Origin of the sequence: Mesobacillus subterraneus (assembly GCF_023715485.1) — a bacterium.
Taxonomy (GTDB): domain Bacteria; phylum Bacillota; class Bacilli; order Bacillales; family Cytobacillaceae; genus Mesobacillus; species Mesobacillus subterraneus_B.
This window is the reverse complement of sequence record NZ_JAMBOF010000017.1, coordinates 26,673-50,850: the sequence shown is the minus strand read 5'-3', so window position 1 is coordinate 50,850 and position 24,178 is coordinate 26,673. Positions and strand designations below refer to the sequence as shown.

Genomic DNA, 24,178 nt, shown 5'->3' with positions numbered 1-24,178 from the left:
GGGAGAAACCATGAATATTGCCTTAATTGCACATGATAAAAAGAAAGATGATCTAGTGGCATTCACAGTTGCATACAAGGATATTTTTGAGGATCATACACTATTTGCAACAGGCACGACAGGATTGAGGATTATCGAAGCAACTGGACTGAAGATCGAAAGGTTCCAATCCGGACCGCTGGGCGGCGATCAGGAAATTGGTGCCCGTATTGCCAATAACCTTATGGACGCGATTTTTTTCTTCAGGGATCCACTTACTGCCCAGCCACATGAGCCAGATGTGACAGCGCTAGTGCGACTCTGTGATGTATATTCTGTACCGCTCGCGACCAATATGGGAACAGCGGAAGTTTTAATTAAAGGGATTGACAGAGGCGACCTCGACTGGCGCAATATAGTTAAAGAGGAACATGGTGATGAACATGGAAGCAATGAAGCTTGATATATTGGCGTTTGGAGCCCATGCTGATGATGTCGAGATCGGGATGGGCGGAACGATTGCCAAATTTGCAGCTGAGGGAAAGCTAATAGGGATTTGTGATTTGACAAAGGCTGAAATGTCGTCGAATGGTACGGTTGAAACAAGACAACAGGAGGCCTTAAAGGCGGCGGAAATCCTCGGTGCAGAGGTGAGGGAAACACTTGACCTGCCTGACAGGGGATTGTTCCTAAAGGAAGAATACATAAGAAAAATCGTGAAAGTAATCAGGCAATACCGTCCAAGTATAGTTTTTGCACCTTATTTTGACGACCGTCATCCTGACCATGGCAGCTGCGCACGCCTTGTCGAGGAGGCGGTCTTTTCGGCAGCAGTGAGAAAATATGATGAAGATGGCAGCTTAAAGCCTCACAGGCCGTCAGCTTTACATTTTTATATGATCAATGGATTCCATAAACCAAATTTTGCGATAGATGTGTCTGAGGTTATGCATAAAAAGATCGATGCTCTTAATGCCTATGAAAGCCAGTTTATGAAAGGGGTATCCACATTTGATACGCCGCTTGTGAATGGCTATATCGAAAGTGTCGAGGCGCGTGAAAGGCTCTTCGGCAAAGAAGTCGGTGTTGAATTTGCCGAAGGCTTTATGTCAAAAAAAACAATGTTAATCCACAAGGATTTGTTAGGGGAAAGAAAATGAAGAAACTCAAAATCGGCATTACCTGCTACCCGACAGTAGGAGGTTCAGGTGTTGTCGCAACAGAGCTAGGGAAGCTGCTTGCGGAGAAAGGTCATGAAATACATTTCATTTCCTCCAGCCTTCCATTCCGCCTGAAAAAAATGTATCATAATATTTTTTCACATGAGGTAGAGGTAAACCAATACTCTGTTTTTCAATATCCGCCATACGATATTGCACTTGCCAGCAAAATTGCCGAAGTGGCTGTGTTGGAAAACCTGGATGTCCTTCATGTCCATTACGCAATTCCCCATGCGGTCTGTGCGATTTTAGCGCGGCAGATGAGCGGAAGGGATTTAAAGATTGTTACAACTCTTCACGGTACGGATATCACAGTGCTTGGATACGACCCATCACTTACAGATGCTATCCGTTTCGGAATTGAAAAATCGGATTATGTTACGGCTGTATCGGAGTCATTGATTTCCCAGACACATGAACTGATCAAGCCAAAGAAAGAGATTGATTGTGTTTATAATTTCATTGATACGAGGGTCAACAAGCGTACTGATTCAAGCGAGCTCCGTAAGGAATTGGGAATCCTCCCAGATGAAAAAGTGATTATCCATGTATCCAACTTCCGGCCAGTAAAAAGAGTGCCGGATGTTATCAAGACATTTGCGGGGATTCAGGAGCAGATGCCGGCAAAACTTTTGCTTGTTGGCGATGGACCGGAAATGAAGACTGTTTGCAATCTAACGGCTGAACTGGGGATCCGGGATAAGGTTTTGCTGCTTGGAAAACAAGAAAGAGTGGAAGAACTGTACTCATTAAGCGATTTGATGCTGCTGTTGTCTGAAAAAGAAAGCTTTGGCCTTGTTGCACTAGAAGCGATGGCTTGCGGTGTTCCATGCATCGGGACAGATGTTGGCGGCATACCTGAAGTGATTGTCGATGGAGAAACAGGATTTACTTGCGAACTAGGCAATATCGAAGAGATTACGGAAAAGGCAGTGAGATTGCTCATGAATCACGACATACACAAGCAATTTGCCGCAAATGCAATAGAACGGGCCGAAAAAAAGTTTAGCGCTGAAAAGATTGTGTCCGAATACGAAAGCATTTACTACAGCCTGTTAGGGCAGGATGAACGATGATTGGCAAGCCATTTATGGAAGCTGTCCCTGTCCTTGAATTGATTGAGAGATCAGGGTTTGAAGCGTATTTTGTCGGCGGTTCTGTCAGAGACCACATCCTTGGGCGCGAAATAGCTGATGTAGATATTGCAACTTCAGCCTTGCCGGAAGAATTGAAACGAATTTTTTCTAAAACCACGGATGTCGGGGTTGAACATGGTACAATCCTTGTTCATTTCAAAGGTGCCTCATATGAAATCACCACTTTCCGTTCAGAAGCTGAATACTCCGATTTCAGGCGGCCTGATAAGGTTTCGTTCATTAGATCTTTAAGGGAAGACCTTCAGCGCCGCGATTTTACCATGAATGCCATAGCCATGGACAAGGACGGCGAGATCATCGACCCTTTTGCCGGAAAGGATGCGATTCACAGTAAACAGATTGTCACAGTTGGCAATCCTGATGAGCGTTTCGGCGAAGATGCCCTAAGGATGCTTAGGGCGGTCAGATTCCTGTCTCAGCTGTCATTTTCAATAGAGGATAAAACCCTGAAGTCTTTCCAGCAGCACTGCAGACTGCTGGAAAATATCGCTGTTGAACGTAAAACAGTGGAATTCGAAAAGATGCTGCAGGGACCAGACAGAAGTAAAGCGGTAAAATTACTGGCGACCAGTGGGATGTTTCAATACTTGCCTGGGTTAAAACAACATCAGGAAAGCCTGATCAGGTTTTCATCACAAATTTCTGAGAACCTGGAATTGGCTGAGACATGGGTTCTGTTATTATATGAGTTAGGGCTGGCAGGAAAAGAAATAGAAGACTTCCTGAGAGCATGGAAGCTGCCTGTTCAAAAAATCAAAAAGTTAAAGCAGATACATTCCTGGCTCTTGCTCCGCATTGACGCACAATGGAATGAGGAATCACTATACAAGGCTGGACTGGAAAACGCAATTAGCTCTGAAAAGGTGTACAAAACCCTATTTCCTGAAAAAAGCAGTATGATCGGGCAAATTACTCAAATTCATGAGCAGCTTCCAATTAAGCATAGACAAGAGCTCAAGGTAACTGGTAATGATTTAATGGCATGGCTGGACAGGAATCCTGGACCTTGGCTTCGTGAATTATTAGAAGAAATTGAGAAAGCTGTAATCCACGGCATTGTCCAAAATGAGAAGGAGAAAATAAAGGCATGGCTGAACGGGTCCAATCTGAAATCAGAAAAAAATTGATAGACGCCTTTACTAACAGTGAAACGGAGTATTTATCCGGCCAGCTTTTGGCCAACCTGGCTGGCTGTACGAGGACTGCGGTATGGAAGCATATCGAAGAACTCCGTAGGGAAGGCTTTGAATTCGAGGCTGTAAGAAGGAAAGGATACAAGATCGTCTCAATCCCAGACAACATGACTGCGGATAAAATAAACCTGGGCTTGAAGACGGCTTTTTTAGGCAGGAATCTGCACTATCATGACAGTGTGGCATCTACCCAGAAAATTGCTTATAAATTAGCTTATGAAAATGCGGATGAGGGAACAACCGTAATTGCCGAGGAGCAGACGGCAGGGAGGGGAAGGATGGACCGTAAGTGGCATTCTCCCAAGTATACAGGTATTTGGATGAGCATCATCCTCCGACCTAATATCCCGATCCCGAAAGCCCCCCAGCTGACATTGATTGCTGCAGTGGGAGTAGTGCAGGCAATCGAGGAGGTCACCGGCCTGCTTCCGGAAATAAAATGGCCGAACGACATTTTGATCAACGGGAAAAAGGTCACTGGTATCCTGACGGAGCTTCAGGCAGAAGCAGACAGAATCAATTCAGTCATCATCGGTATCGGCATAAATGTGAATACTAAGAAGGAAGATTTCCCTGAAGAGCTTGAGAACATAGCTTCATCGCTTTCGGTTGAATCAGGCAGCATAGTCGACAGGGAAAAAATGATCAGGATCATTTTGGAAAAACTTGAGAAGCTGTATCTTTTGTATCTGGAAAAAGGATTCTTTCCAATTAAATTAATGTGGGAGAGCTATGCTGTAAGCATTGGAAAGGGGATAACAGCCCGAACCTTGACTGGGGAAATCAAGGGGAAAGCCACTGGTATAACAGAGGATGGAGTATTATTGATCGAGGATGCAGCAGGCAAGATTCACAATATCTATTCCGCTGATATTCAAATAGATGAATAATTTCATAAAGTAGCCAAAATAATAGTCATTTGCTATAATCAATTTGGGCGGTATCGCAAGAACTGCACCCTGATTCATTATGACCATAATAAAATAGTTCTGCCTGGATCCGGTAGCGGACTGGGACAGAGGGATGAAACAAGTACAGGCTTCAAAGGGTCCTTCTGACATAGATGGGCCCTTTTTTAGTGTCTGGCATTGATGGATTGTTTTATCGCCTCTTAAAAAAAGGAGGAGAATGTATGAAACAAACAACTGATTTCTTAAAGATGAAGCAGACTGGCAGCAAAATTGTCATGGTGACAGCCTACGATTATCCATCTGCAAAACATGCGGAGCAGGCCGAATCTGACTTGATTCTGGTCGGTGATTCACTTGGCATGGTGGTGCTTGGATATGACTCGACGATTCCGGTCACGATGGAGGACATGATCCATCATTCAAAAGCGGTTAGGCGCGGGGCTGGCAATACTTTCATTGTTGTCGATATGCCTTTCATGAGTTATCATCTATCAATAAAAGACACGCTTATAAACGGTGCTAGAATCCTTCAGGAAACAGGTGCAAATGCTGTAAAGGTCGAAGGCGGCGATGAAGTCATTGACCATATTAAAGCATTGACGAGAGCGGGAGTGCCTGTAATGGCGCATTTGGGATTGACACCGCAATCAGTCGGTGTCCTTGGCGGATACAAAGTACAGGGCAAGAGTGCGGATGCCGCCAGGAAATTAATTGAAGACGCGAAAAAATGCGAAGCTGCAGGCGCCTTTGCAGTGGTCCTTGAATGCGTCCCTAAACAGCTTGCCCAACAAGTCTCGGAAAACTTGACAATTCCGACAATCGGCATCGGAGCTGGATTGAATGTTGATGGCCAAGTGCTTGTATACCATGACATCATTACCTATGGCGTTGACCGTGTCCCGAAATTCGTAAAGCAATATACTAATGTAAATGAACAAATTGCTTCAGGTTTGAACTCGTATGTTGCCGAAGTCAGGCTTCGCGCGTTCCCGGAAGATAAACATAGTTTTACAATGAAGGAAGAGGAATTACAGGCACTGTATGGAGGAAGAGAATGAAAATCATTACGACCATAGCCGAAATGCAGGAACAAATGTTGAGACTTAAAGCAGATGGGACGACCATCGGTTATGTACCAACAATGGGGTTCCTGCATGAAGGGCATATGACTTTGATGAAAAAGGCGCGCCACGAAAATGACGTGGTTGTGCTAAGCATATTCGTGAATCCCCTCCAGTTTGGCCCGACAGAGGACCTTGACGCATATCCGCGGGATTTCGAGAGGGACCATAAAATAGCAGAGGCTCACGGTGTCGATTTTATTTTCTATCCATCGCCCGAAGAGATGTACCCAGGTACTGCTTCCATAACAGTCTCAGTTGTGGAGCGGACAAATGTGCTTTGCGGCAAGTCAAGGCCCGGACACTTCGATGGTGTGGCCACTGTCCTGGTTAAATTATTCAATATCATTCAGGCAAACCGCGCTTATTTTGGTTTGAAAGACGCTCAGCAGGTTGCAGTAGTCGACGGATTGATCAAGGATTTTAATTTTCCGATTCAATTAATTCCAGTCGAGACGATCCGGGAAGAGGATGGACTCGCCAAAAGTTCACGTAATGTTTACCTGAATGATGAGGAACGGACACAGGCTCCGGAACTACACAAGAGTCTTCAACTAGCAAAGGCTGAAATCGAGAAAGGTGAACGTGACCCAAAACAGGTCATTGAACTGGTCAATACGCATATTAACAATCATTGCAACGCAGAAGTTGATTATATAGAAATTTATTCTTACCCAGGCCTGAAAGAACTAGAAACATTAGCAGGAAAAATCATTATCGCACTTGCTGTTAGATTTTCGAAAGCAAGGCTGATTGACAATATCATTTTAGATGTAGAGAAAAATTAATTAGGGGGAAACCATTCCATGTTCCGCACCATGATGAATGCTAAAATACATCGCGCAAGAGTAACAGAAGCAAATTTGAATTATGTAGGCAGCATCACAATTGACAGCGATATTCTTGACGCTGTTGGTATGGTTGCTAATGAAAAAGTCCAAATTGTTAATAATAACAATGGCGCTCGCTTTGAGACCTATATCATCCCGGGCCAAAGAGGGAGCGGGATTGTCTGTCTGAACGGAGCTGCGGCACGCCTTGTTCATGAGGGGGATGTCGTCATTATTATCTCCTATGCTTTAGTAGCAGAAGAGAAAGTCGCTGTTCACCAGCCTAAGGTAGCTTTGATGGACGAAAATAATAAAATCGTTGAAATGCTCCATGCTGAACCTGAGAGAACTGTCTTTCAATGATCCGATTTTGAATTCTTAAAACTCCCGAATCATCGGGAGTTTTTTAATACATATCCATTGCGGATGTTTTAAAAGCTCTTTTCTTAAACTTTGTGTATTACACGCTAGATTAAATATATGGGGTTTATAGCAACAATAAAGATAGTAACAACTTGAACAAAAGCTCAATCCCAAATGCAAAAGCGGTAATAGCATCAATGAGATAAGAAACCATTCTTTAAGAATAATCATGCGGAACGCATGCATCCGCTATTGATCGGACAGGATTCGGCTTTCTCTTTCAGGAATTTTGTGGTACGGTTTTGTTTGACTGAATGTTAGAGGTGTAATAAGGATGAGCCAAAAATTTGTTGTAATAGATTTAGAAACGACGGGCAACTCCCCTAAAAAAGGAGACCGGATCATTCAATTCGGGGCAGTCATTATAGAGAACGGTAAGATAACGGGCCAATTTGCATCGCTGGTCAATCCATTGCAGGAGATTCCTGTCTTTATTGAGGAGCTGACAGGCATTTCGGACTCGATGGTAAGGGATGCTCCTTTATTTGCAGAAATCGCCCCGCAAATTTCTGATATGCTCCAAGACGCTTATTTTGTGGCTCATAACGTATTATTTGACCTATCCTTTTTACAGGAAGAATTGTTATCAGCAGGGTGTGAAGGATTTTATGGTCCGGTTCTTGATACCGTAGAATTGGCAAGAATCCTATATCCAACCGCTGACAGCTTTAAGCTGACGGATCTGGCTGCAAGAGAGAATCTCCGGCACGATCGCCCCCATCAGGCAGACAGTGATGCTTACGTGACGGCAGAATTGCTATTGATCATGCTGGATGCTATGAATTCCCTGCCGCATGTCACCTTAAAAGAGCTGGCAAAACTGTCAGAGGGGCTAAAAAGTGATTTGCACTTAATTTTTGATGAAGCATTAAACGATAAAGAGAGTAGAATTGAAGTATTGCCAAATGCTATCGAAGTCTTTCGCGGCATTGCATTGAAAAAGAAAACAAAAACCAAAACCAAAACCGAAAAGTGTTTCATTAAATATCCTCAATCTGACGAGGAAAAAAAGTCCTTGCTGCAAAAAGCATTCAAGGACTTTGAATCGAGACAAGGCCAATATGAGATGATGAACCTTGTCCATGAGGCGTTTACCAGTGATGGCCACGCGTTAATAGAGGCCGGGACTGGAGTTGGAAAGTCGCTCGGATATTTGATACCGGCTGCGATCTTTTCTCTGAACAACAATAAACCCATTATTATCAGTACATACACAACCCAGCTTCAGGAGCAGCTCTTAACGAATGATGTTCCCAAGCTGGCAGACATGTTCGAATCAGGTATAAATGTTGCCTTGATTAAAGGAAGAAGCCACTATATCAGCATGGCCAGATTTGAGCAATCCCTTAGGGAGATTGAGGAAAACTATGATACTGCCCTAACGAAGATGCAAATACTCGTCTGGCTCACCGAAACTGAAACCGGTGATGTTGATGAGCTAAACCTTTCAAGCGGAGGTTTGCTGTTCTGGAATAAAATCAGGAATGAACGTGCGATGTTCCTGCGGACAAAACATTGGGAAGAACATGATTTTTACAAAAGGACTATCGATAATGCGAAGAATGCTGACCTGCTGATTACGAACCATTCCATGCTGTTGGCTGACCTTGTATCAGGCGGCGGATCCTTGCCAGAATATGAATATGCTGTGCTGGATGAAGGACATCAATTCGAAAAAGCAGCAGGAAAATATTTTGGGAAATCGCTTGATTTTATGTCTGTCAGGCTTTTACTGAATCAGCTCGGCCAATTTGATCAAACACAGCTGTTTTACAAGCTGGAAAAAATGCTTAGCAGATCAGGCAGCACCGAGGCTGCTAACAGGCTGCATTCCTTTGAAATTAATCAATTGATCACAGACCTTGTTTATGAAACAGATGAATTGTTCAAACTTGCAGGAATGTACGCCAGAAAGGCAAAGAAGGTTAAACCAGCAGGAAGTAAAATTCATATAAGCCTTGCGCCTGATAAAAACAACCGGATTTTGGCTGCTTTACAAGCGACTGCAGAAAGATTCTATTTTCTCGTAAAGGATTTAGAACAAGCTCTCAGCCAGCGTTTAAAAGAGGCGGCCGATAACGCAAAAATCTTTACCCGTGAACAGCAAGCCATGCTAGAAGAAGTTGTGCAGGTAATGTCGGATTTGGAAAGCATTCGCAGCACAACTAAAGCACTTTTCATTGATGATGGCAGCAGCTATGTCAGATGGATAGAGGCGGATATCCGGGCGATGCAAAATTCAACAACGATCTTTGCACGCCCGGTTCATGTTGCGGATTATTTGGCAGACCAATTCTTTAATAAAAAAAGAAGTGTCGCAATAACATCAGCGACGTTGTCTGTTAATAACTCCTTTGAGTTCATCAAGAAGGAACTGGGGCTGGCAGCACCCATGGCTGAAAGGCAGATTCCTTCGCCATTCTCTTATGAAACCCAGGTCCAGCTAATTGTCCCTGATGATTTGCCTGAAATTAAGTCAGTCTCCAATGATGAGTATGTTGCGGCAATCACAGAGCATATCATCTCGATTGCCGAAGCGACAAGAGGACGAATGCTAATTTTGTTCACTTCCCATGAAATGCTTAGGAAGGCGTATGAATTAATAAAGGAGAGCGGGCTGCTTGAGGAGTTTGTACTGATTGCCCAGGGGATTACGGCAGGAAGCAGAACAAGGCTGACAAGAAACTTCAAGCGTTTTGATAAGGCGATATTGTTCGGCACAAGCAGCTTCTGGGAGGGTGTCGATATTCCTGGGGAAGACCTATCATGCCTGATAATCGTCAGGCTGCCATTCTCTCCGCCTGATGAACCGCTGACAGCGGCAAAATGTGCCCTGATCCAAGAAAATGGAGGCAATCCTTTTACAGAATTATCATTGCCTGAAGCAATCCTGAGATTTAAACAAGGGTTCGGGAGATTGATCAGGACATCATCTGATAGAGGGATGATCTTCATTTTTGACCGAAGGCTGCTAACAACGACTTACGGTAAGTCATTTCTAAGTTCGATACCAGACGTTGCCGTTAAAAAGCAATCAATCAATGAAATAGTAGAGTTGATTCATGATTGGCTTTAAAAGGCAGGGGTGGTGCGGGTAAATGATATGTTCCATCATTTCTGTTGGTTTTATCCAGGCAACTGAGCAAAAAAATGCGATTGCAACAAAGTTTATGGCAAGAGCTATGATATTTTTAGATAAATGACACACTCTATAGCTAGAAGTAATTGGAGGAGTGTACATGAAGCTGATACTTGCTGTCCTTGCATTTATGAATTGGTATTATATACCGTTTGAGTCTCCATCTGCTCCCGTAGAGGTTGAGGGAGTGGACGTGAATCTGAAGCGAAATGAGCTGGCTTTTACGTTTTTTTCATTAACTAACGGAGAGGCGGCTCTCATTCAGCATGCCAACGGTGAGAATATCCTCGTTAATACCGGGGGCAAGGGAACGGTTAAGGAGCTTGAACGCTTGCTGAACCTATTTCATGTCAAGACAATCTCTGCTGTAATTTTGACGTCAGATGAGGGCAAAGCAAATCTGGAGAAACTGATTAAAAAATATAAAGTAAACCAGATTGTCACAGGAGCTTATGCTAATCATACTCTGGCAGAGAATGTCATTCCGGCTGATGTCAAAGTGGTTTTATGGGAGCAAGGGGTTCTTCAAAAGCTGATGCCAGGGTTAACTGCCGAGGTCGTATATGATGGAAGAGATGAAAATGAGGGGACTGATATTTCTTTTCAGTTTTTTCATCATCAAATTTTATACGTCAGTTCGGCTAGCCATCAGTCTGAGCAGGTCTTTCTGGGTAAATCACTAAAAAATGTAAACATCGTCAAGCTGCCACAATATGCAGCAAAGGGTTCTTTTTCCGACCTTTTAATCGAACACCTTGATCCTCAATTAGCAATCATTTTTAAATCGAATTCAATTAAGCCTGATCCTGATTTAGTTGAAATGCTGCATGAAGCGTGGATTGATGTTTATTTCACAAAACAGCATGGTACTGTTACAATAAAGCTTACCGATTCGAATTATGACGTGATTACAATATTGAGTAAGGATTAAAATTTCTTTGGGCAGATTGTGATTTTTAATCTCAAGATGTGAAGGATCAAGGTATCGAACATATTATAATAAAAGGCGATTGTTGTGTTTCGAACCAAGTTTACATCCCACATTCCTTTTTGCTGCAAAGCTCTTTTCTTGGAGATTTCTGAACAGAGAATGAACTCGTAAAAATCCACTTGCCGATTTTTCTTTTGGCATTGAAAGCAGCAAAGTGTACGAAAAGAGCCTAATAAAAACTGCGCACTTGATGCGCAGCCATTTATGTGTGTGGACAGAAATGTTTTATTGTGGTCAGTTAAACTCTTACCAGTGAGGCTGATCTCCTGATATAATGAGTTGTATTAATTCTAGTGTGGCCGTCGAATGGCTGATATATAAATGACAAAAATTGTTGGGTAAGAGGAGGTATACAAATGGAAAGTAAAATTGAAGTTTTAACGACAGTAAAAATTCAGCAAAGTCCTGATTTATATAAAATTGTGGATGCCCTTAACAGGACATTAAAGCATGACGATCTTATGTTTGGTCTCGCATTGGACCAGGAAGATAATGAAAAAGCGGTTTTTACAATTTATCGCACATAAATAACATTGAATGGAGCAACTAAAAGGAAGACAAAAAATCTTTATTTTTATGCTCTTTTATTCACAGAACAAATGGCATTAAGTCTAGGAGACAAAAGAGCATACATAAAAGAAGGGGTAAATGTGAAAAAGTGGATTTTATTCAGCATTCTTTTTATCGCCATCATAACGGGTATTCTGGTTAATGTATATTTAAATGCGGTTGAACCAGTCAGGGCGGCAGAAGAAAAGGCTGTGAAAATTGCTTCAGATGAAACAAACCTGACTGATTTCAGTGATTTCAGCTTATACAGCGGCGAAGAAACCTACTATGTAATGACTGGTAAAAATGCCAGGCAGGAAGATGTTTATGTATGGGTGAATGAAAAAAATAATGAAGTTGAAACAAGAAATGCCAAAAACGGAATCACGAAAAAAGAAGCATTAAATAAACTATATGAAGAAAAGAACCCACAAGAAATCATCGAAGTTCGACTCGGCATGGCAAGAATTCAAAAGACGGACAGGCCGGCTTGGGAAATCTACTATAGGAACAACAGTAATACGATTAATTATTATTTCGTCGATTTCGATACAGGTGAAAAATTGAGGGCAATTGATAACTTATAAATACAAGCAGGAGGGAAAGGGATGGAGATCCAGTTAGCCAGCAGAGTGGGAGCGCTCACTCCTTCATCAACATTGGCAATCACCGCAAAAGCAAAAGAATTGAAGGCTCAGGGAAAAGATGTAATCGGCCTTGGGGCAGGTGAACCTGATTCTAATACACCTCAGCACATCATTGATGCTGCAGTTAAGTCTATGAATGAGGGATTCACAAAATACACTCCTTCTGGCGGGCTACCTGATTTAAAGAAAGAGATTGCTGCTAAATTAAGGCGTGACCAGGGGCTTGAATACAAGCTAAATGAAATCATTGTTACCAACGGTGCCAAGCATGGACTGTATACATTGTTCCAGGTTCTCCTTAACGATGGGGATGAAGTGATCATTCCTATCCCATATTGGGTTAGCTATCCAGAGCAAGTCAAACTTGCAGGCGGAAACCCAGTATATGCAGAAGGGCTTGAACAGAATAATTTTAAAATTACTCCTGAACAGCTAGAGGAGAAGATAACAAGTAAAACCCGGGCCGTTATTATCAACTCACCCAGCAACCCAACCGGAATGGTCTATTCAAGGGAAGAATTAGAAGCGCTTGGAAAAGTATGCCTTGAACATGGAATACTGATCATTTCAGATGAAATCTACGAAAAGTTGATTTATGGAACGACACAGCATATATCAATCGCGGAAATATCAGATGAATTGAAAGAACATACAATCATCATCAATGGCGTTTCGAAGTCCCATTCTATGACGGGATGGAGAATCGGCTACGCAGCAGGGAACAGCAAAATTATCAATGCAATGACAGACCTGGCAAGCCACAGTACTTCCAATCCTACAACACCGGCACAATATGCAACAATTGCTGCTTACGCTGAATCCCAGGATGCAGTAGAAACAATGAGGAAGGCTTTTGAAGAAAGACTTGAAATTATTCATGCCAAGTTAAATGAAATTCCGGGTTTCACATGCATAAAGCCACAGGGAGCATTTTACCTGTTCCCGAACGCAATAGAAGCGGCACGTATGAGTGGATGCAAGGACGTCGATGAGTTTGCAGAGGTCTTATTAACAGAAGCGAATGTCGCAGTCGTCCCTGGCTCCGGGTTCGGGGCACCAGATTATATGCGCTTGTCTTATGCGACTTCCCTGGACCAATTGGAGGAAGCCATCAGCAGGATCCATCAATTCGTTAAAAACCGTGCATAATTAAATTGGGCGGAGAATCATTGGTGATTCTCCGTTCTCCAAGTTTGTATATTGCCTGAGCCTATATGCAAATGTATAATGAAAACAATACATATTACCAGCTTTGATTAGTTTTGGAGGGAACAATACGTGAATAAATCTACAATTGCAGAAGTCCATAAATATGCAGGAGAAGAAGTGAAAATTGGCGCCTGGCTAGCAAATAAGCGTTCAAGCGGAAAGATAGCTTTCCTTCAGCTTCGCGATGGGACAGGCTTCATCCAGGGAGTTGTTGTTAAAAGTGAGGTTGCTGAAGAGGTATTCCAGCTTGCCAAATCGATTACACAAGAGTCTTCCTTGTATGTAACTGGAACAGTGACGAAGGATGAAAGATCTCCTCTCGGTCATGAATTGCAAGTAAATGGTATCGAAGTAATCCACCAGGCAACAGACTATCCTATCACACCGAAAGAACATGGAACCGAATTCCTTATGGATCATCGCCATTTATGGCTTCGATCAAAACGACAGCATGCGGTCATGAAAATCCGTAATGAAATAATCCGGGCGACATATGAATTTTTTAATGAACAAGGATTCTCAAAGGTTGATCCGCCTATTTTGACTGGAAGTGCTCCTGAAGGCACAACTGAATTATTCCATACAAAATACTTTGAAGAAGATGCTTATCTGTCTCAAAGCGGACAGCTTTACATGGAAGCTGCGGCTATGGCACTTGGAAAAGTATTTTCATTTGGGCCTACTTTCCGTGCTGAAAAATCAAAGACACGCCGTCATTTGATTGAATTCTGGATGATCGAGCCGGAAATGGCTTTTTACGAACATGAAGACAGCCTAAAGGTCCAGGAAGAGTACGTATCGTTCATTGTCCAGTCTGTATTGAAAAATTGCCAGCTTGAACTGAAAACTTTGAACCGTGATGTTTCAAAGCTTGAACAGGTACAGGCACCATTCCCGCGAATCAGCTATGATGATGCAATCAAGTTCCTTCATGAAAAGGGTTTTGACGATATCCAATGGGGAGATGATTTTGGGGCGCCTCATGAAACGGCAATTGCCGAAAGCTATGAAAAGCCAGTATTCATCACACATTATCCAACTTCTTTGAAGCCATTCTACATGCAGCCTGCACAGGATCGTGAAGACGTTGTATTGTGTGCTGATTTGATTGCGCCGGAAGGCTATGGAGAAATCATTGGTGGCTCAGAGCGGATCCATGATTATGACTTGCTCAAGCAGCGTCTTGAAGAACATGGATTGCCGCTTGAATCATACGAATGGTATTTGCAGCTTCGCCAATTTGGATCCGTTCCACATTCAGGCTTCGGACTTGGCCTTGAAAGAACAGTTGCATGGATCAGCGGAGTAGAGCATGTCCGTGAATCCATTCCGTTCCCGCGTTTGCTGAACCGTTTATATCCATAAACAATTGATTAGGGTCCGTATTTTTTACGGGCCTTTTAAATTTTGGGTATGTTAACACTCAGTATACGGTCCTTTGTTTTTCTATAAAAGTTGCTATTTTTCGACTAATTTCCCTTTTTAATCTTTTCCTATTTTATTACCAGCCGCCCATGTTCATGCTATACTATGAAAAGAGGTGTCCGGAATGAAAAAAGCAGATATGTTAGATTGGCTGAAAGAAGGGAATGTTACAATTCCCGCAGTGCTGCTTACACAGTACAAAGAAATGAGATTAAACGAACAAGAATTAGCCCTATTGCTTCATGTATTCTACTTTTCTGAAAAAGGGAATGAATTTCCTACTCCGATGGAACTCGCAGCCCGCATGACGATATCAGCTTTCGAATGTACAGATTTGCTCCGTGCACTGATTCAGAGAGGGTTTATTTCAATAATAGATGGAGATTCCACTGACGGGATCAGATATGAAAAGTATTCACTCGAACCTCTTTGGGAGAAGCTGTTTGATCAGTTCATGCTCAAACGGAAGCAGGAAAAAGAGCTTCTGGGCCGACAGGAAGAAACAGATTTATATACTTCTTTTGAGAGGGAGTTTGGACGGCCATTATCTCCGTTTGAATGTGAGACCCTTGCGATGTGGATGGACGATGACCATCACGACCCAATCATTATAAAGGCTGCCTTAAGGGAAGCTGTTATCTCCGGAAAGCTAAACTTTCGGTACATAGACCGAATTCTTTTCGAATGGAAGAAGAATGGAATCAAGACAATCGAACAGGCTAAAAGTTATGGAAGGAAGTTCAGGCAGCATCAGAACGTCCAAAAGGCGGGGAAAGAAGAGCCCAAGGTTTCCGCCAATCCAGTACCATTTTATAACTGGCTTGAACAGTAAACCGACGAGAGAATTGATTCTCTCTTTTTTTTAAGCTCTTTTCAAAAGGCTGTGTTAAAGGTCATTATTGATGTTTAAGCTCTGTTGACCTTCGTTCTAGGCGCGAAGACTCCTGCGGGATGAACGGGTCAGGGGAGACCCCGCAGGAGTGAAGCGACGAGGAGGCTCCCCAGTTCGCCCGCGGAAAGCGAAGCGCCTGGAACGCAAATCAACAGCCAAGTTTAACAGAGCCTTTCATAAAAACGAATATATTTAGCAGAATAGAGAAGTGTGGTGAAAATCGATGTTAAATAAACAGCAAATAAGATTTTGTCTTGATGAAATGGGCACAATGTTCCCTAATGCTCATTGTGAGCTTGTCCATTCCAATCCCTTTGAACTGGTCATCGCTGTGGCATTATCTGCTCAGTGCACCGATGCATTAGTAAATAAAGTCACAAAAGATTTGTTCCAAAAATACAAAACTCCTGAAGACTTTTTGAACGTTCCTTTGGAAGAACTGCAGCAGGATATAAGATCGATAGGGTTATATCGAAACAAAGCGAATAATATCCAAAAGCTTTGCAGGCTGCTTATAGATGATTACGGCGGTATTGTCCCGTCTGACAGGGATGAGCTGACAAAGCTTCCGGGAGTTGGGCGGAAAACAGCAAATGTAGTTGTATCAGTAGCTTACGGAGTACCTGCTATCGCTGTTGACACACATGTAGAGCGTGTCAGCAAACGCTTGGCATTTTGCCGTTGGAAGGATTCGGTCCTTGAGGTTGAAAAGACATTAATGAAGAAGATTCCAGAAGACGAATGGTCGATTACCCATCACAGAATGATTTTCTTTGGACGTTACCATTGTAAAGCCCAGAATCCTAAATGCGAGACATGTCCTTTACTTGAAGTGTGCCGTGAAGGGAAAAAGCGGATGAGGGGAAATGGATAAGTGTTGAACCATCTTACGTATGAAGAGATAGAATTAAAAGTAGAAAGAATCCTGCTGCAATGGCAGCAGGACAAAATTGAACTGGAAGAATACTTTAAATACAGAGATAGTAAAAAAGCGTTGCCGGTGATGGAAAAGACGATTGAATTATTCCGGGAGTTTCTTTATGCTTCAAATGGTCTGATTACCAGTGTGTCAAATAATATTGATGATTGCATTATAAAGCCGGTTAATGTCCAGGAAAGGCTTAAATTTATCGTCTCAAGGCCACGATTATACCATTCATATGTCCAGCTTGGTGAACTATTTGCAGAGCAGGAGAAGCAGTATGCAAGGAAAGTGGCCTTAAATAAAGCAAAAAAGAAACGTCCTGACTGAAGTCAGGACGTTTCTTTTTCAGTATGGATAATGGTTATGATTCAGGAAGGGTTAGTCGCCGTTCCCATCATCTCCGCCGTCATCATTCCCATCATCATTCCCATCATCATTTCCATCATCATTTCCAGTTACATTTCCATTGCCGTTCCCGTTACCATTCCCGTTGCCATTGCCATTTCCATTCTCGTTTCCTGCATTTCCATCCTCATCAGCACCTTCATCTGGTTCTGGAGGTAAGAGCTCAGGAACTTGAATTGTGACAACAGCTGGATCAGAGCGCTGGTCGCCTCTGACTGCGGTTACCTTGAATGAGTATATTCCACCTGGAACTGCATTTGCGATTTTCAGTCCGGTATCGGAAGTAGAAAATTGCTGTTCTGCACCTTCATCCAGAGAAGCGGTAACTTCGAATTGTATATCCTTTTTCTCCCCTTGCTCGAACTTCCAAGTCAGGATGATTTCATTTTTCTTTTCATCATATTTTGCTTCAAGCTGTGTAGGAGTCTCGATTTTATCAAACTTCTTAGAGACTTCCTTCGGTATATTGCCCTTAACTGCCCATTCATAAAGGATTTGATCTTTTGGCGTGTACTCGCTTGCCAGCTTGGCTGGCATCGAGCCTCTTTCAACCTTTACTTTTTCAACGCTCTTTGGAACGGTGAAATCTGGTGTATCAACATCTTTCGATACATGAGTCATTAGGTTTTTAAACAACATCTGAGAGATTTTTTGTTCGGTTCCATAAAGTGCGGTTTTTCTATCTTTGTAACCGGTCCATATGGATGCAGTGTATCTTGTTGTATACCCTACAAACCATGAGTCAGGTACACCGCCATTTTTGATATTGTAATCACTTATTTCCTGTTTTGTATAGTTGGTAGTTCCTGTTTTTCCAGCTACATGAAGATTAGGAATGTTTGCGTAGCTAGCTCCTGTACCTTCTTTAATAGCTGTCCTCAGCATATCTGAAATCATGAAGGCGGTATAATCTTTCATGGCAACTTCAGTCTCAGGTGTCAAATCAATTTCAGTTTTGTCACGGAGCACAATTTTCTTAACGCTGTAAGGCTTTGTAAAGAAACCATTGTTTCCGAATGCCGCATAGGCACCCGCCATTTCAATCGGTGCAATATCATGTGCGCCAATCGAAGCAGATTCATAAATTGGATCCTTCAACGTCAATCCAAGGTTTACTCCGAATTCTCTTGCTTTTACAGCGCCCACCGCCTGAAATGCTTGCAGTGCAGGAATGTTAATTGATTTTGCCAGAGCCATCCTCATCGTCATAATACCGTTATACTTGTCGTTCCAGTTTCCGATTGGCTCACCGGTTGAATAGGTCATTGGCTTATCCTCTAGCATATGGTAGGTTCCCCAGCGCAAATGCTCGATTGCCGGACCATAGTCCAAAATAGGCTTAATAGTTGAACCAGGCTGTCTCTTAACATCTATTGCGTAATTCAATCCTCTTTTTACCTGCTGCTTCCTGCCGCCCCCAATGGCGCGAATTTCACCAGTCTTTGTATCAAGCAGGGTAATTCCAGCCTGCATTTCATCATTTGGAAACGCTGCTGCTGAATCTGTATTTAATATATTCTCAACATGAGTCTGGGCATTTTGGTCAAGAGTTGTATAGATTTCAAGTCCATCGGAAAAGATATCAAAATCGGTTTGCTCAGAAACTTCTTCAATAACCATATCGATGAATGCATCGAAGGGCTCTTCGTCTTTATGGCTCCGGTCTTCTTCCTTCACTAGACTGGACTCCACAGGTATCTTCTGGGCTTTTTCCTTTTCTTCCTTAGAAATGAAGCCATGCTGGTACATTAGAGACAATACAACATTTCTTCGATGTTCAGCTTTTTCGGGATTGTTAAAAGGGTTATAGTTATTAGGACTTTGCGGCATTCCAGCAAGCAGGGCAGCTTCATGCAGCTCAAGGTCGTTAAGGTCGTCCTTGCCAAAATATATTTTCGATGCAGTAAGGACTCCATGGCTGTCTTCAGACATGAAGATTTTATTTACATACATTTCAAATATTTGTTGCTTTGTATACTTTTGTTCGAGCTGGTAAGCAAGCCATGCTTCTTGTGCTTTTCTGGATATTGTTTTTTCAAATCCGAGGAAGTAGTTTTTTACTACCTGCTGTGTGATGGTAGAAGCACCTTCAGATCCAAAGCCTTCAGTGACGTTGGCTATGACTGCTCCGCCGAGACGGATAACATCGATTCCATTATGTTTGTAAAAACGTACATCCTCCGTTGCCAAAAATGCGTTCTCAACAAGCTTCGGTATGTCCTCGTAAGCTACATAATCCCTGTTCTGAGAACCGACTTCTGTTACTAGGTTTTTATCTTTATCATAAATCTTTGATGAAATAGGGTCTTTAAGCAATGCCTTATCCAATTTAGGAGTATCCTGTATCATAAAAGCGAAGGTAGCGATTCCAGTCAGCATGCCAATAATGCCAAGTGCAATTAACGCAAGGAATATCTTTTTGAATGTTCCTTTTTTTGCTTTCTTGCCTGTGGCTTTTTTATTCTTGGCAGCTAACTGTTTTCGCCGTTCCTCTCTTGTTTGAGGTTTCTGTGCCATAAATGTTTCCTTCCTTTCTTACAGTAAAAACTAACTAAGTTTATAAAGATAATCGATAACTTTGATATAGTCAATCCTGGGATGCAGGCCAAGTGGGATTCGATACCCGAATTCTGTGATTTCTTCCTTGGTGATTGACTTCCTGCCGCCATTTATCATTCTTTCCCAAAACGACAGCAAGTGGCTTGCTTCAAGCAGGTAAACCTCTTCCTCTGTAGAAAAACGGAGGATGACAAAGCATATGCCATTCTGGTCGAGAACAGCTTTCATATGGACAATTTGATGTTCATGAAAGTTTTTTAACGGAAACGAGGTTGAAAACTTGGTTTCTTTCGCTTCAAAATCGATATACATTCCTTTGTAAACACCATTATAGTCTGTAGTTGAAGCTTGTTTAAAGTATGCCTCTTTGATGACGGCCGCACTCCTGCGCGGGTAATCGACATTCACGATTTGTACAGGCGTTGGTTTTTTATGAATTACCGCAATCTTTCTGTCTAAGTAGTAGGAGTTGGTTTCGTTTAAATCCTCCTCAAGCGTCATCCCTCTGTTACTGTATGCTGTATTTTTTTGTTTCTTAATTTTTTCCTCTGGACTTGGGTTTGTACTTTGGCTTTGAATATATTTTTTTCCGTTTGGATAATTGATAATCAAGCTGACCACCTCACAGACTACTCTTTATCATACCAAATATGAACAACTTTTGGTTGAATAAAAAGCCCCATTTAAAATCAACCTAAAAAGATCCCAAAGAGAAGGAAGAGAAAAGGTGTGTCAATAACCCAAATTCCTCATATTAGTCATTTGCCAGATAATGAAATTGAAATTATCCATAAAATCTTGATCGAGACAGAAATAAAAAACTTAGATAATATATCCAGAACAAGGGCGTATCTTGACTATTATTTAGAAACGCCCGAAATGATCTGGGCGTTTCTTGCAAGCATGGTTTCAAGGAACGGCGGCTATAATATGTGCGATTTGCAGGGAGAGTGGTTCCCGAGAATGTTGGAACCTGCAATCCGACAGCGGTTATTCTTGACTTATGAAAGAGCAAATTGGCTGATTTTTCGCGATGCCTTTTCCCAGCTCCTTTTATACTCTTATTCGACGAAAAAAAACACTCCAATGTTTCACTTGTTAAAATACTTGGATGTTTCAGAGTTTATGGAAAAGGAATGGGAGCGTTTTTGGGAAACAAGAGATAAGAAAAGATTGATGATTGCCTTGATCATAAATGAGCAAAATGTTATCCATAACCCGGTTATCAGACACCCTGTCTATAAAAAACGAGTATTTAACACTTTCATGTTTTCATTCGAGGATTATCTCCACTTTAGTACCGTCCTTTTTCCGACTTGTGAGGGTGAACTATACGGAGCAAGTGTAAACGGGTTTAAATCAGTAAGCAAAAGGATCAACCTGGGGAAGAGACTGGCCTCTATTTTATTTAATCCACAGCTTTATCCTTTATTCCTTGAATTTTCCCTTAACACAGAACATACGGCTTCAAGGCAAGACTATGAAAAATATTTTCCTTTTAATAAAAAACGTGACACACCCTATCTGCGATGTACTTATCCAATAATCAGCCATCACTACCATCATCAAAGAGACTGGTATAAAGAAAGGAAGTTTTACGGTAAGTGGCTAGAAAAAGAAGTATCCCATAGACATCCCGTCCATTTGACAAAGTGGTATCATCGAAAGCAAAAACAATTGCATGCATTGATATCAATAAAGGATTTATTTACCACTATTTAATTTCTTCAAACAAGGGTCTTTTCTTAAACTTTGCCGCTTTCTCAACCAGGATTTATACGAGTTTTAAAACATTACTTGTTCAGAAACCTCCTCGAAAAGAGCTCGAAGTTAAAAAATACGGGATAAAAACCAGGTATGAAAAACCACAATTTATGTGAAAACCGCCTCAAACAAAAAAGCAAGGGATCACCTTGCTTTTTTGCTTAATCACTCTGCAGGGCGGTTTGGTCCTTCTAGTTTCTTGTCACCGTAACCTGCTTTTTTCTCAGCAATGTTGTTAGTCTGCTTCATATTTTTGTTTTGTTTCTTATTCAAATGAACACCTCCCGAGATTAGTTTGTTCAGTTGCGTTTTTTTCATGCGGAATCGTATGTCGAAGGTTGTAATCCTTGCGAAAAAATAACACTTTGTTTGCCGAATTCCTTCTAGTTTTGTCAGCTGTGGAGGAGGTTTTGTATTGAGCGAGAATCTAGAAGATAAGAGATTATGGTTGATCCAATATGTTTTTGCTGATTCGCTGTCTTGCTGCCGGGATACTGATCTGCCAGTCCTTAAAATTAATCACGTCGGGAGAGGTTATTTATGAGAACAGGAATCAATAAAGAAGAAATTTTAGGAATGTTGACTGATATGGCCCATCACATTGATGAGACAGATACGAATTTACAAAGTTCATTATCAGATCATAGAGAGGAAATGTACAAGGATATCACATTGCGTTTAGCAGAAATCGAGATCCTTTTGGACAAGATGGAGGCCAAGGTTTCCAGGAATAGAAATAACACCGCTTCATTGATGACTGAATCGCCTGCATTAAAACTTGAATTAGGTTTTTGATATATAATAGAATAGATTCATTCTTAAGTAGCTTTTGCACAATAAAAGGCTACTTTTTATTATTTGGCTCTGTTAAACAAGGCTGTTGATTTTCGTTCCAGGCGCTTCGCTTTCCGCGGGGCTGGCGCTGAGCCTCCTCGTCGCTTCGCTCCTGCGGGGTCTCACCTGACCAGCTAAGCCCGCAGGAGTCTTCGCGCCTTCCACTACAATCAACAGGTATTAAAAACAACATTGGGCTTTAACAGAGCCTATTATTTAATCTTAAATGATTTTTTTAGAAAGCAGGATGAGCAAATGGAACAAGAACAGCAGATCCTATCGTTGTCCAAAAAATTGATCGCCCATTCAGAAAATGCTCTTATGCGGTATGAATACGCAAAGAAAGAAGGCGTCAGGGGAGATTTTAATACAGAAGTCAAACCATTTGCTGATGAAGTGAAAGAAACAGCAGAGCTTTGGAAAGAAGCAGCTGTAAAATGGGTAAAAGACAATAAGCCAAAAAACCTTCATTCCAGCCAAATTGAAACTGCCGCTGATTATTTGGAAGTCATCTCTGTCCAGGCCTTTTTTCCTGAAACGAGCAAGAAAAGGTTCCTCGATCAAATACAGTCTGTTGAATTCATTTTAAATAGTATGATTTTAGCAGTAGAAAAAGCTGGCAGTGATTCAATCAAATAAAGAAAGAGGCTGACTCAAAAGGTTTCTAAACTCAACCTGAGTTTAGGAACCTGAGTTGATTGGAGTGGAAGGCGCGAAGACTCCTGCGGGCTCAGCTGGACAGGTGAGACCCCACAGACGCCAACGGCGGCGAGGAGGCTCAGCGCCAGCCCCGCGGAAAGCGAAGCGCCTGGAACGGAAATCAACGGACCGTTTTTACAAGTCGCTAAAAAACAAGAGGGTGCCCAAAAGTTTTTACCTTTTGGGACACCCTCTTCATTTTTTTAGATAGAGAATTCTTTCTGGTCCTCGGGAATGAAGGCACCTTGCAATTCCAGCTCACGAACAAGGTTCCGGTATTCCAGAATGGTAATTTCATTCTGAATATACGATTTTTTTGTGAAATCGAGCAATTCGTTTACATGTTCCGGAGTGTATTCTTTTGTCTGGGCAAATAGATTTTTTAGTTCGTGAACGTTCATTTTTCATCCTCCTCCATCATTTGACTCAATGGTATCATGAAAAATGAATTGTCATTTATTTTTCAAAAATTAAAACTTCCGACAATAAATTTCACCATCTGACAAAATCGGAAGGCCTTTCCAAGGCTAGCACCTTCTGGGCGATATCTACATATGATATCGTAATGAATATTTGGAGGAGGATGTTCGCCCATGTTTGGCCGCAGTAATAAAACGTTTGCCTATCAGCCACAGTTTCGGGAAAATCAATTTTATCAGGGTCCATATAGTTTCAATGGGAATAACCAAGGTTTGAACCGGCAGCAGCCGCTCCCTCAACAATACGGCAATCAATATTGGAACTCCATGCCGGGAAATTGGCAAAACCAATATATGAATCAGGGGATTCAGAACAATCCGTATATCCAGGGGAATCCCCAATGGAACCAGCCTTATCAGCCGGCAGACCCTAAGCATAATTATTCAAAGATGCTCTTTCAAAATCCGCTGCAGCCTGAGGATGATCCGATTTATGGATACTACAGCCAGCAGGCGGATTACCAGAATTACAATCCATATCCCCAATATGCGTTCATGCCTAAGCAGCCTTCTGGCCTGCAATCAATCATGAACTCTTTTAAAAGCCAGGAAGGAAATCTTGATCTCAACAAGATGGTCGATACGGCAGGGCAGATGATGAATGCTGTCAACCAAGTATCATCCCTTGTAAAAGGACTCGGTGGGATGTTCAAAGTTTAAATGAGAAAAGCAGGCGATTGCCTGCTTTTTTTTGAGATAAGAAAGTATAAATTTCACTTCGAGAATTGTCCAGCTTCAGCGCCTAGCCCCTCGAGTCGCTTGTCTAGCTGCGCCTCCTAACTCCTCGAGACGCTTCTGTCCTGCCAATGAAGTCAAAGAACGACTTC

The 24,178-nt window shown here is 42.0% G+C and carries 25 protein-coding genes; 22 read left to right on the top strand and 3 right to left on the bottom strand.

What is annotated here, in order from left to right:
* Positions 1-10 precede the first annotated feature (10 nt).
* The 17 genes from mgsA to M3204_RS19415 all read left to right on the top strand — a co-directional run bounded on the left by mgsA (position 11) and on the right by M3204_RS19415 (position 16,938).
* Positions 11-442, top strand: coding sequence for a methylglyoxal synthase (gene mgsA / locus M3204_RS19495; protein ID WP_251486476.1), 432 nt, complete (start codon positions 11-13; stop codon positions 440-442).
* Entirely contained in the window at positions 423-1,139 is a 717-nt protein-coding gene (gene bshB1 / locus M3204_RS19490) for a bacillithiol biosynthesis deacetylase BshB1 (protein WP_251486611.1), read from the top strand. The genes mgsA and bshB1 overlap by 20 nt, the downstream gene beginning before the upstream one ends.
* Positions 1,136-2,275: an N-acetyl-alpha-D-glucosaminyl L-malate synthase BshA gene (gene bshA / locus M3204_RS19485; RefSeq protein ID WP_251486473.1), complete on the top strand. Its 1,140-nt coding sequence runs from the start codon at positions 1,136-1,138 to the stop codon at positions 2,273-2,275. The genes bshB1 and bshA overlap by 4 nt, the downstream gene beginning before the upstream one ends.
* Positions 2,272-3,483, top strand: coding sequence for a CCA tRNA nucleotidyltransferase (locus tag M3204_RS19480; RefSeq protein WP_285856832.1), 1,212 nt, complete (start codon positions 2,272-2,274; stop codon positions 3,481-3,483). The genes bshA and M3204_RS19480 overlap by 4 nt, the downstream gene beginning before the upstream one ends.
* Positions 3,444-4,439 (top strand): biotin--[acetyl-CoA-carboxylase] ligase, encoded by a 996-nt coding sequence (locus M3204_RS19475; protein WP_251486470.1) that lies wholly within the window; start codon positions 3,444-3,446, stop codon positions 4,437-4,439. Before M3204_RS19480 ends, M3204_RS19475 begins: the two co-directional genes overlap by 40 nt.
* A gap of 242 nt (positions 4,440-4,681) precedes the next feature.
* Complete coding sequence (gene panB, locus M3204_RS19470) at positions 4,682-5,518, top strand: 3-methyl-2-oxobutanoate hydroxymethyltransferase (protein ID WP_251486467.1); 837 nt, start codon at positions 4,682-4,684, stop codon at positions 5,516-5,518.
* Positions 5,515-6,369 (top strand): pantoate--beta-alanine ligase, encoded by an 855-nt coding sequence (gene panC, locus M3204_RS19465; protein ID WP_251486464.1) that lies wholly within the window; start codon positions 5,515-5,517, stop codon positions 6,367-6,369. The genes panB and panC overlap by 4 nt, the downstream gene beginning before the upstream one ends.
* Before the next feature lie 18 nt (positions 6,370-6,387).
* Positions 6,388-6,774 (top strand): aspartate 1-decarboxylase, encoded by a 387-nt coding sequence (gene panD, locus M3204_RS19460; RefSeq protein WP_251486461.1) that lies wholly within the window; start codon positions 6,388-6,390, stop codon positions 6,772-6,774.
* Positions 6,775-7,108: 334 nt separating this feature from the next.
* Positions 7,109-9,910: an ATP-dependent DNA helicase DinG gene (gene dinG / locus M3204_RS19455; RefSeq protein WP_251486458.1), complete on the top strand. Its 2,802-nt coding sequence runs from the start codon at positions 7,109-7,111 to the stop codon at positions 9,908-9,910.
* 163 nt (positions 9,911-10,073) lie between these two features.
* Positions 10,074-10,904 (top strand): ComEC/Rec2 family competence protein, encoded by an 831-nt coding sequence (locus M3204_RS19450; RefSeq protein WP_251486454.1) that lies wholly within the window; start codon positions 10,074-10,076, stop codon positions 10,902-10,904.
* A gap of 416 nt (positions 10,905-11,320) precedes the next feature.
* Positions 11,321-11,491, top strand: a complete 171-nt coding sequence (locus tag M3204_RS19445; protein ID WP_251486452.1) for a YpmA family protein — start codon at positions 11,321-11,323, stop codon at positions 11,489-11,491.
* Between the two features lie 123 nt (positions 11,492-11,614).
* Positions 11,615-12,100: a DUF5590 domain-containing protein gene (locus M3204_RS19440; protein WP_251486449.1), complete on the top strand. Its 486-nt coding sequence runs from the start codon at positions 11,615-11,617 to the stop codon at positions 12,098-12,100.
* 27 nt (positions 12,101-12,127) lie between these two features.
* Positions 12,128-13,309: a pyridoxal phosphate-dependent aminotransferase gene (locus tag M3204_RS19435; RefSeq protein WP_251486605.1), complete on the top strand. Its 1,182-nt coding sequence runs from the start codon at positions 12,128-12,130 to the stop codon at positions 13,307-13,309.
* Positions 13,310-13,438: 129 nt separating this feature from the next.
* Positions 13,439-14,734 (top strand): asparagine--tRNA ligase, encoded by a 1,296-nt coding sequence (gene asnS, locus M3204_RS19430; protein ID WP_251486447.1) that lies wholly within the window; start codon positions 13,439-13,441, stop codon positions 14,732-14,734.
* A 184-nt stretch (positions 14,735-14,918) separates the two neighbouring features.
* On the top strand, positions 14,919-15,626 hold the full coding sequence (locus tag M3204_RS19425; RefSeq protein WP_251486444.1) for a DnaD domain-containing protein: 708 nt from the start codon (positions 14,919-14,921) through the stop codon (positions 15,624-15,626).
* Positions 15,627-15,909: 283 nt separating this feature from the next.
* Positions 15,910-16,560: an endonuclease III gene (gene nth / locus M3204_RS19420; protein ID WP_251486441.1), complete on the top strand. Its 651-nt coding sequence runs from the start codon at positions 15,910-15,912 to the stop codon at positions 16,558-16,560.
* Positions 16,561-16,938, top strand: a complete 378-nt coding sequence (locus M3204_RS19415) for a YpoC family protein (protein ID WP_251486437.1) — start codon at positions 16,561-16,563, stop codon at positions 16,936-16,938. It begins immediately after the preceding gene.
* Between the two features lie 51 nt (positions 16,939-16,989).
* Here the strand turns inward: M3204_RS19415 and M3204_RS19410 are convergent, their stop codons facing one another.
* Positions 16,990-19,533 carry a penicillin-binding protein 1A gene (locus M3204_RS19410; protein ID WP_251486434.1) on the bottom strand — a complete coding sequence of 848 codons (2,544 nt, stop codon included), beginning with the start codon at positions 19,531-19,533 and terminating at the stop codon, positions 16,990-16,992.
* A 30-nt stretch (positions 19,534-19,563) separates the two neighbouring features.
* Positions 19,564-20,187, bottom strand: coding sequence for a Holliday junction resolvase RecU (recU, locus tag M3204_RS19405; RefSeq protein WP_251486431.1), 624 nt, complete (start codon positions 20,185-20,187; stop codon positions 19,564-19,566).
* Between the two features lie 117 nt (positions 20,188-20,304).
* Between recU and M3204_RS19400 the strand changes: the two genes are divergently transcribed.
* The 4 genes from M3204_RS19400 (at position 20,305) to M3204_RS19390 (ending at position 22,812) form a co-directional block, all read left to right on the top strand.
* The gene (locus M3204_RS19400; RefSeq protein ID WP_251486428.1) at positions 20,305-21,297 is read left to right on the top strand and encodes a DUF2515 domain-containing protein; all 993 of its coding nucleotides are present in this window, start codon (positions 20,305-20,307) and stop codon (positions 21,295-21,297) included.
* A gap of 457 nt (positions 21,298-21,754) precedes the next feature.
* The gene (locus tag M3204_RS23790; protein ID WP_285856830.1) at positions 21,755-21,883 is read left to right on the top strand and encodes a hypothetical protein; all 129 of its coding nucleotides are present in this window, start codon (positions 21,755-21,757) and stop codon (positions 21,881-21,883) included.
* Positions 21,880-22,134 carry a hypothetical protein gene (locus M3204_RS19395; RefSeq protein WP_251486424.1) on the top strand — a complete coding sequence of 85 codons (255 nt, stop codon included), beginning with the start codon at positions 21,880-21,882 and terminating at the stop codon, positions 22,132-22,134. Before M3204_RS23790 ends, M3204_RS19395 begins: the two co-directional genes overlap by 4 nt.
* 294 nt (positions 22,135-22,428) lie before the next feature.
* Positions 22,429-22,812 (top strand): YppE family protein, encoded by a 384-nt coding sequence (locus tag M3204_RS19390; RefSeq protein WP_251486420.1) that lies wholly within the window; start codon positions 22,429-22,431, stop codon positions 22,810-22,812.
* A 263-nt stretch (positions 22,813-23,075) separates the two neighbouring features.
* Here M3204_RS19390 and M3204_RS19385 read toward each other — a convergent pair whose 3' ends face one another.
* Positions 23,076-23,273, bottom strand: a complete 198-nt coding sequence (locus tag M3204_RS19385) for a YppF family protein (RefSeq protein WP_251486417.1) — start codon at positions 23,271-23,273, stop codon at positions 23,076-23,078.
* A 192-nt stretch (positions 23,274-23,465) separates the two neighbouring features.
* On the opposite strand from M3204_RS19385, the gene M3204_RS19380 reads away from it, so the two are divergent.
* Positions 23,466-24,011, top strand: a complete 546-nt coding sequence (locus M3204_RS19380; RefSeq protein WP_251486413.1) for a YppG family protein — start codon at positions 23,466-23,468, stop codon at positions 24,009-24,011.
* The last annotated feature ends 167 nt before the right edge of the window (positions 24,012-24,178 follow it).